The following is a 12,062-nucleotide window of genomic DNA, read 5'->3' as shown; positions in this document are numbered from 1 at the left end:
TCCTGCTGTGGTGGCTTCTTGACCGACATCTCGTCGGTGAGTTCAGGAGACCGCGAGAGGGGTTGGACGCATCACGGCCCGTATGGAACTTTAGGGACGTCTGATGTACCGTCAAAACGTCCCTAAGGTCCCAAGCAAGGGAGCGTCATGGCGAACGAGCGTCTACGCGCGGCTATTTCGGCGAAGGGCGAGACGATCCAGTCCGTTGCCGAGCACGTCGGGGTCGACCCCAAGAGCGTCGAGCGTTGGATCACCGCCGACCGAACGCCGCACCGTGGGCACCGCTGGAAGGCGGCGAGTTTCCTCGACGTCGACGAGGTCTACGTCTGGCCGTCAGTAGCGAAGCAGGCCGAGAAGGCGAGCGCGTCCGAGCTGATCACGTACTACCCGCATCGCGGGGCCGTCCCTGCACCGCTGTGGTCGTCGCTCATCGAGAAGGCGACGGACCAGGTCGACATCCTCGTGTACGCGGGGCTGTTCCTCTTCGACAGTCACCCGGACCTGCCGGACCAGTTGGCCGAGAAGGCGAAGGCCGGCGCTCAGGTCCGCATCCTGCTGGGCGACCCTGAGTCCGCGGCTGTTCGCCAGCGCGGCGAGGAGGAGGGCATCGGCGACGACCTGGCCGCGCGAGCGCGGATCACTCGCCGGTACTTGCAGCCCGCCATGTCGACGCCCGGCGTTGAGATCCGGCTGCACGACACAATCCTCTACAACTCGATCTACCGCTTCGATGACGACGTGCTGGTCAACCCTCACGTGCTGGGAGCCCCCGCCGGACAGAACCCGGTGATGCACTTCAAGTACCTGCCGGGCGCAAGGACGTTCCGCCACTACATGCGGAGCTTCGACTACGCCTGGGACCAGGCCCGGAAGGCGTGAACCGCATCCGGCGTGCGAGGCTGAACGCATGGCACGCGTCGACTACTTCAACGATCCGAACGCCCCGAAGGCGAACAGCCTCGTCCCCTCCGTGACCGCCGTGGCCCGCAACGAGGCCGGGGAAGTGCTGCTCATCCACAAGACCGACAACGACCTGTGGGCTCTGCCTGGCGGCGGTATCGACCTGGGCGAGTCAGCCCCCGATGCGGCCGTACGCGAGACCAAGGAAGAGACCGGCTTCGACGTCGAGGTGACCGGCCTGGTCGGGATCTACACGAACCCCGGGCACGTCATGGTGTACGACGACGGCGAGGTCCGCCAACAGTTCTCCATCTGCTTCCACGCGCGCATCGTCGGCGGCGAGCTGCGCACGAGCAGCGAGAGCAAGGAAGTCGCCTTCGTCGATCCGAGCAGGCTGGACGAGCTGACCATCCACCCGTCGATGCGCATGCGGATCGACCACGGATTGGCCAACCGGAGCGAGCCCTACATCGGTTGATGCCCTCGGTAGGGTCCCGCCATGAACGAAACCGACCCGGCGACAGAAGCGGCAAAAGGGCCGAGTGCCCCTCTGGCTAGACCCCGATGACCTGCGATGGCTGACTAGCCACTGCTGCTGCCCCGAGGACGCATCCGATGAGGAGAAAGACCGCTGTGGACGTCTGCGGTTCCGCGCCAGCGCGGCGCTGCACAAGCACGGGCACTCGCGCTGAGGTAGTGATCAGGAGCCGACGCCGAGGCGATCGCGTGTCCGTTGGACAGCGGCACCCAGGTACGGTCGCGCCTTGCTGATCGCGTTGTGCACTTCGCTGCCCGGCTCGTAGCGGACGAGGATTTCGTCGATCCGTGTGTCGAAGTCGAAGGGCTCTCCGGCGGGGCCGGTCGTCATGTCGGCGAAGATCAACGCGTCCAGGACGGGAGAGTCTTCCCGCTCGTAGACGGCCAGTTCTGCCGAGAGACCGCGCTGCTCTGCTTCGTACACGGCCCCTGAGTGGTGGGCAACCAGCCGCACGAGACGCGCCGGCGCCCCCAGCGTTTCCAGGAAGCGAGCACCGTCGAGCGGGTGGAACCCGGTTTCCCGCAGCTCGGGCGCGTAGCCGATGTCATGGAGCCAAGCTGCGGCGACGAGGAGATCACGATCAGCCTCCGACACCGCCGCGGCAGCCTCTTGGGCGCGGGCGGCCACAGCCTGAGTGTGCAGCCAACGGTTCCCAAGCTGAGGAAGCAGAGACTCGGCGAGTTCAGCCGCTCCCTGAGGCGTGTCCAGTGCAGAAGGCATGGATGGAACGGTAGCCGAGGCGAGTGCTGAGCCGACAGGCCACGATCTAGCGGTTCCCGATCATGGGTGCGGTACAACTTTCCCTACTTCATCAAGGCCCGCGCACGGCGCGGGCGCGCGCCGCCTCTGCGGCGCGGCCTGCCTCCTGTCTGCGCCCCGGCTGGCCGCGCCCGGCGGCGCGCTGCGTACAGCGGTCAAGTAAGGGAACCCTGCGCAGATCGGAGGTTCGCATGGCGGCATCGCTGAGCGGTATACGTGGCGCGAGCACGGCCGACTGCGGCCATAGCAGTTGTCCTGTTGATACGGGCAAGCTGCGGAGGGGTGGCGGCCGGGCCGAGCGATGTCTTCGGGCAGATAAGGCCGGCGGAGGCTGAGCGCCGTACCGTCGCCGTCACCGGTGCGAGAGCGTGAGCGGATCAGCGCCGGGAGAGTGGCTGAGGGGGAGCAGCTGCTGCCGCGCTGTGGCTGAGCCCGCCATGGGCGCTCCGCTAGGTGCACCGCCGTAGGTTCACTCTGCTGGTTGCATAACCCGGCCAGCGTGGGCAAGTGCCACACCGGGCGGCAGAGGCCACGGCAGTTGCTCCCGGCTAGTAGGGTCATCGCCGTGACCACTCTCTCCACCAATAGCACCGGCGTACGCACCATCTCAGAACTCCCACCACAAGCTGTGGGACATGGTGAGGTGTTCACACGGCGCTGGGTGGTCGATCTCATCTTTGACCTCCTTGGCTACACGGCCGATAAGGACCTCAGCACGGTGCGCCTTGTCGAGCCAGCCTGCGGTAGCGGAGCGTTTTTGGCTGCCGCTGCAACACGGATCAGTGCCTCTTGCCGCGCATACGGACGCCCGATCACTGATGCGTTGGCATCGGTCCGAGCGTTCGACCTGCTCTCCCCCAATGTGCAAGCGAGCCGTCGCGTGGTGGAGAAGGAGCTGTTGAATGAAGGCTGGCGGCCTGAGGAAGCAGCTCAGGTAGCAACCGCTTGGGTCCAGCAAGGTGACTACCTGCTGCAGCCCGCTTCGGAGCACGGTGCGGACTACGTAGTCGGGAATCCTCCGTATATCCGGCTCGAAGACGTACCCGATGATCGCATGGCGACCTACCGCAGCCGCTGTTCCACCATGGGCGGCCGAGCCGACATCTACGTCGGCTTCTACGAGATCGCTCTACGAAGCCTTAACCCCGACGGTAAATTGGGCTTTATCTGTGCGGACCGATGGATGCGAAATCAGTATGGCCGCCGCCTGCGTGAGCTGGTGAACAGCTGCTTCAGTATGGATCTCGTCCTGGTCATGCATGATGTCGACGCGTTCGATGACCAGGTCTCCGCCTACCCAGCCATCACAATCATTTCTAACCGGGCACAAGGCGTAGCAGTGGCGGCCGACACCAATCGACACTTCGGAGCCGAGCAAGCACGCGATTTCGCCGCCTGGTACCTCGACGCAGAGAAGAAGTCGACAGAAACAAAATCATTCCAGGGCGCTCGTCTGCCGCATTGGTTCGATGACGACGCCTCTTGGCCTGCCGCGTCGCCAGCACGACTGGCCATGCTGGAAGATCTCACCGAGCGCTTCGGTCTGCTTGAGGACCCACGGACCGGTACGCGTGTCGGAATTGGCATCGCTACCGGTGCTGACAAGGTGTTTCTCACGGCGAAAAATGACCTCGTAGAGCGTGACCGACTCCTCCCCATGGCTATGGTCCGAGACACCACCAGCGGCAGTCTGGACTGGCACGGCACTTACCTTGTTAACCCTTGGACGCCTGACGGTGACCTGGTTGATCTGAGGCAGTACCCGCGGCTCACGTCTTACTTTGAAAAGCACGGGGCGACCTTGCGAAAGCGGTATGTGGCAGCGAAGCAGCCTCACCGCTGGTATAAGACGATCGATAAGGTTGATCACGAGCTAACTGGTCGACCTAAGCTGCTGTTCCCGGACATGAAGCTGACGATCCATCCGGTGCTGGATAAAGGTGACTTCTATCCACACCACAACTTGTATTACATCATTTCTGATGTTTGGGATATGCGTGTCCTTGGCGGCCTGTTGCTATCCAAGGTCGCAGAGGCCTTCGTGGAAGCATACGCGGTCAAAATGCGAGGAGGCACGCTGCGCTTCCAGGCTCAATATTTGCGTCGCATCCGTGTCCCTTCGCCCTCTGATATCACCGAGGAAGATCGGACTGCTTTGGTGGCCGCCTTCGACCAGCGCGACGTCGAGGCCGCGACGGCGGCTGCGCTGCGCGTGTACGGACTCAGCGAGCTACCAGAGTAGGAGAAGGAAATTGCCTGTCGATCGCGGCAACCTTGAGGTCGCAATCAGCTCGTATTGGGAGATAAAGGAAGAGCAAGCTAGGAAAGCGCGCGCCAAAAAAGCGGCCAAGGCCGCTGCAAAGAAAAAGGCAGAAGCAATTCTTGCTGGCGGCGATCCCGATGTGGACGTGCACGAACTTGCCGAAGATGTCTCTATTGCGGAGTCTGGCGAAGTTGACGGTGAGTCCGTAGATCAAAGCGACGATGAAGATGCAGGCACCGAGGGGTCAGTTAGAGGCGGCAAGCAGTTTGACCCGATTGTAAGCCTGGTGGCAAACTTCTTCCGCGACGCCGGATACCCTGATTCGTGCATTCAGACCGCGTCGCAGCTGGAGCTACCAGGTTTCTATCGACCTCAGAAAAAGTGGGATGTGGTCGTCACTTGGGGAAAAAATCTCGTTGCAGCATTTGAATTGAAGGCGCTCGGCGGCCCATCTTACGGAAACAACTTTAATAACCGAGTAGAAGAAGCCGTGGGGAGTGCGACTGATGTTCGTCGAGCTTTTTCTGAGGAGCATCGAGAAGCGTCGCCCTGGCTTGGCTATTTTTTCCTTATGGAAGATGATGCGGGCTCACGCCGTCCAGTGAAGACAGCTAAATCGCCGCTTCCTGTAAGTGATACATGGCTGAATTTGTCCTATCAGGAACGCGGCGGAGTTTTTTGCGAAAGGCTTCTGGCGGACCACCTCTATGACGCCGTTTGCTACATCACTGCCCCCAAGGGTAGCGGATCATTCAGTGAGCTCGTTCCTTCGGTTGGCTGGTCCGCATTCTCTGCGGCTATTATTGATCGAATTAACATGCTTCGATCTTCTGGAATTCCGGGACCTCATATCCCCGGTCAGGCTTCACGGTCTGAGCAGATGGCCCTCGACGACCTTGGCTGAGTTATCGCAGGGGCCGGCGCGTAGCGCGAGCTAGAAGGGCGGAGGTGCGGACCACCGCAGTTGGATCGGCGCTTCGTCCCGAGGCAGGGTTGCCATGCTTTGGGGCGAAGCGGTCAGTGCAGGCTGCGAGCCAGCTTGTTATTAGTTCATGTCGTGGATCTTGGTAGCCAAGTCATTCGCCTTCTCGGTGAGCATATTGGCGTAACGGGCCTGCCTGGCTGCAGCCCGGGCACGAGCAGTAGGATCGGCGCGTGGCTGGTGGAATGTCGTGGATGCTTGGTCGTACGCCGTGCAGATCTCCACAAGAAGAGCTTCGAGCTGTGGCCACTCCCTCGTGACGTACGGGCGCATTTCTTTGATGCAGTTCCTTGACTCCAAGCCGTTCGCTGCCGTCCACCAAGCGCGATTCCGATAGTCATCGACCGCATCCAAGCCGATACGGCGCAGCCTAAAGGCGTGATCGCGGAGCTTCGCGAGCTGCTCTTGCGGCTCTCTGCGCGCTCTATCTTGGTGCAACTGGACTGCTGCCCACAGGCCAGCTGGACCACCGATGGCTCCTATGAGCCCGCCCACAGCCCCAAGCCACTCCAGCGCCGACATACCCACACTGTGAGTGAGGCCGGGTGTAGCCGCACGCCCAAGCCGACCAGACGGGGCCGGGTGCAGTGGGATAGATGCGGGGTCCTGGGCCGTCCCTGGGCCGTGCGAGGCCGACCAACGCTGACAGTCAGCGCCCTCGGGTGACCACCCCCACCCCGCTCTGGCCTGGGCCCCCGTAGATGATCTGCGACACTGGAAGGGTTATGCCGAAGCCCGGAGAACTCACTTTCGTCGCCCCCCGCGGAGCCAAGAAGCCGCCGCGGCATCTTGCCGATCTCACGCCCGCCGAGCGCAAGGAAGCGGTGGCCGAGATCGGCGAGAAGCCGTTTCGTGCCAAGCAGCTCTCGCAGCACTACTTCGCGCGGTACGCGCACGACCCGGCGGAGTGGACCGACATCCCGGCCGGTTCGCGCGGCAAGCTGCAGGAGGCGCTGCTTCCCGAGCTGATGACCGTCGTACGGCATCTGTCGACCGACCAGGGGACCACGCGCAAGACCCTGTGGCGGCTGTTCGACGGGACGCTCGTCGAGTCGGTGCTGATGCGCTACCCGGACCGCGTGACCATGTGCATCAGCTCGCAGGCCGGGTGCGGGATGAACTGCCCGTTCTGCGCCACCGGGCAGGCCGGGCTCGACCGGAATCTGTCCACCGCCGAGATCGTGCACCAGATCGTCGACGGGATGCGGGCTCTCAGGGACGGAGAGGTGCCCGGCGGGCCTGCGCGGCTCTCCAACATCGTCTTCATGGGGATGGGTGAGCCGCTCGCCAACTACAAGCGGGTCGTCGGGGCCGTACGGGCCCTCACCGACCCCGCGCCCGACGGGCTCGGGTTGTCGCAGCGCGGCATCACCGTCTCGACCGTCGGCCTGGTGCCCGCCATCCACCGGTTCGCCGACGAGGGCTTCAAGTGCCGGCTCGCCATCTCGCTGCACGCGCCGGACGACGAGCTGCGGGACACCCTCGTGCCCGTCAACACGCGGTGGAAGGTGCGCGAGGTCCTCGACGCCGGGTTCGAGTACGTCGAGAAGAGCGGGCGAAGGCTCAGCATCGAGTATGCGCTCATTCGCGACATCAACGACCAGGCCTGGCGCGGGGACCGGCTCGGGCGGCTGCTCCGCGGCAAGCCCGTGCACGTCAACCTCATCCCGTTGAACCCGACGCCCGGGTCGAAGTGGACCGCCTCCCGGCCCGAGGACGAGAAGGCCTTCGTCGAGGCCATCGCCGCGCATGGTGTGCCGGTGACCGTCCGGGACACCCGGGGGCAGGAGATCGACGGGGCCTGCGGCCAGCTCGCGGCCACCGAGCGGTAACCTGAGCCCGTACGTACATCTTCATATTCCGACAGGGGAGCGCCACAGCGCTGAGAGTGCGGCAACCAGGCCGCAGACCCTCTGAACCTTGCCCAGGTCATTCTGGGTAGGAAGTTCGGTCTTCACTCAAGCTGTTGCGCCCTGCCCGGGAGCCGGTGGAATTCTCCGGCGGTCCGGGCAGGGCCGCGTCTCTTCCTGGTCAGCCAGGAGGAATTCAGTGCACACCAAGACGTTCGTGGCCGCCGCGGTCGGCCTCGGTCTCATGACGTTGTCCGCCTGCGGTTCGTCGTCGTCCGGCAGCGGGGGGTCCGGCGGGTCCAAGACCGTCACGCTCGTCAGCCATGACTCGTGGGCCGTCTCGAAGAGCGTCCTCAAGGACTTCGAGAAGCAGTCCGGGTACAAGGTCCGGGTCCTCCCGAGCGGCGACGCCGGGCAGGCCGTCAACAAGGCCATCCTCACCAAGGACAACCCGCAGGGCGACGTCTTCTTCGGCGTCGACAACACCCTGCTCTCGCGGGCGCTCGACAACGGGCTGTTCCAGTCGTACGAGGCGAAGGGGTCCGACCGGATCCAGGCGCAGTACCGGGTCGACCAGGCCAAGCACCGGGTCACGCCGATCGACTCCGGTGACATCTGCGTCAACTACGACAAGGCGTACTTCAGCAAGCACAAGCTGACCCCGCCCCAGTCGTTCGACGATCTCGTCAAGCCCGAGTACAAGAACCTCCTCGTCACGGAGAACGCCTCCACCTCCTCGCCCGGCCTCGGCTTCGTGCTCGGCACCGCCGCCAAGTACGGCGACGACGGCTGGCAGGGCTACTGGAAGAAGCTCAAGGCGAACGGCGTGAAGGTCGTCGACGGCTGGGAGCAGGCCTACAACGAGGAGTTCTCCGGATCGGCCGGTGGCAAGAAGGCCAAGGCGGACCGGCCGCTCGTCGTCTCCTACGCCTCCTCGCCGCCCGCCGAGGTCATCTACGGCAACCCGAAGCCGAAGACCGCGCCGATCGGAACGTCGTACGGCACCTGCTTCCGGCAGATCGAGTACGCGGGGCTGCTCAGCAACGCCCGGAACACCAAGGGCGGCAAGGCCTTCCTCGACTTCCTGGTCACCAAGGAGTTCCAGGAGGACATGCCGCTGAAAATGTTCGTCTACCCGGTGATCGAGGGCGCCCAGGTGCCGCCGGAGTTCGTGAAGTACGGACAGCCGGCCAAGGACCCCGAGACCATGGCGCCGACGAAGATCGCCGCCAACCGTGACCAGTGGGTCAAGTCGTGGACGTCACTCGTACTGAAGTAGCCGTCCGCGGAAGGCGTACCGGGAGCGCGGTGCGGCTCGGTCTGATGGCCGTGCCCGCCCTGTTCTTCGCCGTCTTCTTCGCCTGGCCCGTCGCCGCGATCGTGGCGCGCGGGCTCAAGGTCGACGGGCAGTGGCGGTTCGGGCGGATCGCGGATGTCGTCATGCAGTCCGACATCCGGCACGTCCTGTGGTTCACGACCTGGCAGGCGCTCGCCTCCACCGCGCTCACGCTGCTGATTGCGCTCCCCGGCGCGTATGTCTTCGCACGCCTCGACTTTCCCGGCAAGCAACTGCTGCGGGCCGTCGTCACCGTCCCCTTCGTACTGCCGACGGTCGTCGTCGGTACGGCGTTCCTGGCGCTGGTCGGGCGCGGAGGACTGCTCGACGAGCTGTGGGGCGTACGGCTGGACACCACCGTCTGGGCCATCCTGCTGGCGCACGTCTTCTTCAACTACGCCGTGGTCGTACGGACCGTCGGCGGACTGTGGGGCCAGCTCGACCCGCGTCAGGAGGAGGCGGCGCGGATGCTGGGGGCGTCGCCGTTCAGGGCCTGGCGGAAGGTGACCCTGCCGGCGCTCGCGCCCGCCGTCGCCGCCGCCGCGCTGATGGTCTTCCTGTTCACCTTCACCTCCTTCGGCGTGGTGCAGATCCTCGGCGGCCCGACCTTCTCCACCCTTGAGGTCGAGATCTACCGGCAGACCTCGGAGATCTTCGACCTGTCCACCGCGGCCGTGCTCACGATCATCCAGTTCGTCGCCGTCGGCGCGATCCTCGCCGTGCACACCTGGACGGTACGGCGGCGGGAGAGTGCCCTGCGGCTGGTGGACGCGAACGTCACGGCGCGGCGGCCGCGCGGGGCCGGGCAGTGGGCGCTGCTGGCCGGGGTCCTCGCCACCGTCGCCGTCCTGCTCGTACTGCCGCTCGCGGTGCTGGTGCAGCGGTCCCTGGGCGCCTCCGGCTTCGGCTACTACCGGGCGCTGACGCGCGACGACGGCGGGACCTTCCTCGTGCCCCCGATCGAGGCGATCGGCAACTCGCTCCAGTACGCCCTCGCCGCGACCGCCATCGCTGTGGCCATCGGCGCTCTGGCCGCCGCGGCGCTCGCGCGCCGGGACGCGGGCCGGCTGGTCCGCGGCTTCGACGCGCTGCTGATGCTGCCGCTGGGCGTCTCCGCGGTGACCGTCGGCTTCGGGTTCCTGATCGCGCTGGACAAGCCGCCGCTGGATCTGCGGAGTTCATGGATCCTGGTGCCGCTCGCGCAGGCGCTGGTGGGCGCCCCCTTCGTCGTACGGACGATGCTGCCCGTGCTCCGGGCCGTGGACGCGCGCCTGAGGGAGGCGGCGGCCGTGCTCGGGGCGTCGCCGTGGCGGGTGTGGCGGGAGGTCGATCTGCCGATGGTGCGACGGGCGCTGCTGGTCGCGGCCGGGTTCGCGTTCGCGGTGTCACTGGGGGAGTTCGGGGCGACCGTGTTCATCGCACGGCCGGACAACCCGACACTGCCGGTCGCCGTCGCGCGGCTGCTCGGCCGGCCGGGCGACCTCAACTACGGGCAGGCGATGGCCCTTTCGACGATTCTGATGGTGGTGTGCGCGGTGGCGCTGCTGGCCCTGGAGCGGCTGCGCACCGACCGGAGCGGGGAGTTCTAGATGCTGCTGAGCCTTGAGGACGCGACCGTGCGGTTCGGCGGGCGGGCCGTGCTCGACGCCGTCGGCCTCGATGTCGCCGAACACGAGATCGTGTGCGTGCTCGGGCCCAGCGGCAGCGGCAAGTCGACGCTCCTGAGGGCGGTCGCCGGGCTCCAGCCCCTGTCCTCCGGGCGGGTGCTGCTCGACGGACGCGACCAGTCGGGCGTGCCCGCGCACAAGCGGGAGGTGGGCCTGATGTTCCAGGACCATCAGCTGTTCCCGCAGCGGGACGTGGGCGGCAACGTCGCCTTCGGGCTGCGGATGCACGGGGCCGCACGCACTCAACAGGGCGAGCGCGTACGGGAGTTGCTCGACCTCGTCGGACTGCCGGGCGCCGCACGCCGGGCCGTCGCCTCGCTCTCCGGCGGTGAGCAGCAGCGCGTCGCGCTGGCCCGCGCGCTCGCGCCCCGGCCGCGGCTGCTGATGCTGGACGAGCCGCTCGGTCAGCTCGACCGCTCGTTGCGGGAGCGGCTGGTCGTCGAACTCCGTGAACTCTTCGGGCAGTTGGGGACCACGGTGCTCGCCGTGACGCACGACCAGGGCGAGGCCTTCGCGCTCGCCGACCGGGTCGTGGTGATGCGGGACGGGCGGATCGCCCAGTCCGGTACGCCGCTGGAGGTGTGGCAGCGTCCCGCGGACGAGTTCGTGGCCCGCTTCCTCGGCTTCGACAACGTGGTCGAGGGCATGGTGACGGGTGAGGCGGCGGACACCCCCTGGGGCAAGCTGCCGGTGCCCCAGGACGCCCCGCAGGGCACCCGCACGCTGCTCGTGCGGCCCGCCGGTGTCCGGCTCGTTCCCGCCGACGAGGGCCTGCGCTGCACCGTGGCCGCCCGCACCTTCAAGGGCACCCATGTCTCCGTACAGGTGCAGCCGGAGGAGGCGCCGCGGCTGGAGGCGGCGGTGGCGCTGCGGCAGGCGCCGGAGGTAGGTGACGCGGTCGGGGTGGAGTTCGACGCGGCGGAAATCGTGGTGCTCGGCTGAGGAGTTCCCGCATAAGCTGCGCGGGATGACACTTCTTACGCATGATCGCTACTGCGACGAGATCGCCCACCAGGTCGAGCAGTTGAGGGCGGTGGTGACGAGCGGCGCCGATCTGTCCGCGACCGTCCCGACCTGTCCGGACTGGACCCTGGAAATGCTCAACCTGCACATGGGCGGCGTCCTGCGCTGGGCGGGGACGCTGGTGAGCAAGCGGGCCGAGGAGAACGTCGCCGACGAGGAGATCCCGCGGGGCGACGGCCCCGAGACACCGGGGAACGCCGAAGCCCTCGACGCCTGGCTGGCGGAGGCCGGGGAGCTGGCGGTGGGCGCACTGCGCGAGGCCGGGCCCGACGCGAAGGTGTGGTCCTGGTCCTGGATCAACACGTCCGGCTTCTGGGCACGACGCATGGCGCACGAGATCACCATCCATCGGGCGGACGCCGCACTGGCCGCCGGGCTGCCGTACGAGGTCGCGCCCGAGGTGGCCACGGACACGATCGACGAGTGGCTGCAGATCGTGGAATGGAACCAGCGGGCGGAGCCGGACGAGGCGGCTTTGCGGGAGCTGCGCGGACCCGGTCGCAGCATCCATCTCCATGCCACCGACACCGCCCCCGAGCTGAACGCCGAGTGGGTCGTCGAGCTCACCGAGGACGGCGTCTCCTGGCGCCGCGGCCACGAGAAGGCGGACGTCGCCCTGCGTGGCCCCCTCACCCAGGTCCTCCTCGCCTTCAACAACCGACTTCCGCTGGACAGCCCGGAGTTGGAGATCCTCGGCGACCGGGAGCTGCTGGAGTTCTGGCTGGAGCGGGCGAGCTTCTGAAG

At 66.2% G+C, this 12,062-nt stretch carries 10 protein-coding genes; 9 read left to right on the top strand and 1 reads right to left on the bottom strand.

All coding sequences use genetic code 11. The features are described 5' to 3' along the window. Positions 1-147 precede the first annotated feature (147 nt). On the top strand, positions 148-879 hold the full coding sequence (locus ACWDAG_RS30050) for an XRE family transcriptional regulator (RefSeq protein ID WP_450698687.1): 732 nt from the start codon (positions 148-150) through the stop codon (positions 877-879). A gap of 28 nt (positions 880-907) precedes the next feature. Continuing rightward, positions 908-1,378, top strand: coding sequence for an NUDIX hydrolase (locus tag ACWDAG_RS30045; protein WP_450698686.1), 471 nt, complete (start codon positions 908-910; stop codon positions 1,376-1,378). 222 nt (positions 1,379-1,600) lie between these two features. Here the strand turns inward: ACWDAG_RS30045 and ACWDAG_RS30040 are convergent, their stop codons facing one another. Further along, positions 1,601-2,158: an HD domain-containing protein gene (locus ACWDAG_RS30040; protein ID WP_450698685.1), complete on the bottom strand. Its 558-nt coding sequence runs from the start codon at positions 2,156-2,158 to the stop codon at positions 1,601-1,603. A 604-nt stretch (positions 2,159-2,762) separates the two neighbouring features. Here ACWDAG_RS30040 and ACWDAG_RS30035 point away from each other — a divergent pair. The 7 genes from ACWDAG_RS30035 to ACWDAG_RS30005 all read left to right on the top strand — a co-directional run bounded on the left by ACWDAG_RS30035 (position 2,763) and on the right by ACWDAG_RS30005 (position 12,060). After that, positions 2,763-4,439 carry an Eco57I restriction-modification methylase domain-containing protein gene (locus ACWDAG_RS30035; protein WP_450698684.1) on the top strand — a complete coding sequence of 559 codons (1,677 nt, stop codon included), beginning with the start codon at positions 2,763-2,765 and terminating at the stop codon, positions 4,437-4,439. A 10-nt stretch (positions 4,440-4,449) separates the two neighbouring features. Continuing rightward, positions 4,450-5,364, top strand: a complete 915-nt coding sequence (locus tag ACWDAG_RS30030; RefSeq protein ID WP_450698683.1) for a PaeR7I family type II restriction endonuclease — start codon at positions 4,450-4,452, stop codon at positions 5,362-5,364. Between the two features lie 803 nt (positions 5,365-6,167). Continuing rightward, the gene (rlmN, locus tag ACWDAG_RS30025) at positions 6,168-7,274 is read left to right on the top strand and encodes a 23S rRNA (adenine(2503)-C(2))-methyltransferase RlmN (RefSeq protein WP_030943230.1); all 1,107 of its coding nucleotides are present in this window, start codon (positions 6,168-6,170) and stop codon (positions 7,272-7,274) included. 262 nt (positions 7,275-7,536) lie between these two features. Then, on the top strand, positions 7,537-8,571 hold the full coding sequence (locus ACWDAG_RS30020) for a thiamine ABC transporter substrate-binding protein (protein ID WP_450698764.1): 1,035 nt from the start codon (positions 7,537-7,539) through the stop codon (positions 8,569-8,571). Between the two features lie 44 nt (positions 8,572-8,615). Next, positions 8,616-10,217 (top strand): ABC transporter permease, encoded by a 1,602-nt coding sequence (locus ACWDAG_RS30015; RefSeq protein WP_450698763.1) that lies wholly within the window; start codon positions 8,616-8,618, stop codon positions 10,215-10,217. After that, entirely contained in the window at positions 10,218-11,237 is a 1,020-nt protein-coding gene (locus tag ACWDAG_RS30010; protein ID WP_450698682.1) for an ABC transporter ATP-binding protein, read from the top strand. A 25-nt stretch (positions 11,238-11,262) separates the two neighbouring features. Continuing rightward, on the top strand, positions 11,263-12,060 hold the full coding sequence (locus ACWDAG_RS30005) for a maleylpyruvate isomerase family mycothiol-dependent enzyme (RefSeq protein ID WP_450698681.1): 798 nt from the start codon (positions 11,263-11,265) through the stop codon (positions 12,058-12,060). Positions 12,061-12,062: the final 2 nt, after the last annotated feature.

Source organism: Streptomyces sp. NPDC001157 (assembly GCF_053598255.1).
This window is presented reverse-complemented; position numbering and strand designations above follow the sequence as displayed.

Excerpts from the sequence above, each read along its gene's own strand:
- ACWDAG_RS30015 (WP_450698763.1), top strand. The coding sequence starts at position 8,616 with ATGGCCGTGCCCGCCCTGTTCTTCGCCGTCTTCTTCGCCTGGCCCGTC.
- rlmN (WP_030943230.1), top strand. The coding sequence starts at position 6,168 with ATGCCGAAGCCCGGAGAACTCACTTTCGTCGCCCCCCGCGGAGCCAAG.
- ACWDAG_RS30050 (WP_450698687.1), top strand. The coding sequence starts at position 148 with ATGGCGAACGAGCGTCTACGCGCGGCTATTTCGGCGAAGGGCGAGACG.
- ACWDAG_RS30040 (WP_450698685.1), bottom strand. The coding sequence starts at position 2,158 with ATGCCTTCTGCACTGGACACGCCTCAGGGAGCGGCTGAACTCGCCGAG.
- ACWDAG_RS30020 (WP_450698764.1), top strand. The coding sequence starts at position 7,537 with ATGACGTTGTCCGCCTGCGGTTCGTCGTCGTCCGGCAGCGGGGGGTCC.
- ACWDAG_RS30005 (WP_450698681.1), top strand. The coding sequence starts at position 11,263 with ATGACACTTCTTACGCATGATCGCTACTGCGACGAGATCGCCCACCAG.
- ACWDAG_RS30045 (WP_450698686.1), top strand. The coding sequence starts at position 908 with ATGGCACGCGTCGACTACTTCAACGATCCGAACGCCCCGAAGGCGAAC.
- ACWDAG_RS30010 (WP_450698682.1), top strand. The coding sequence starts at position 10,218 with ATGCTGCTGAGCCTTGAGGACGCGACCGTGCGGTTCGGCGGGCGGGCC.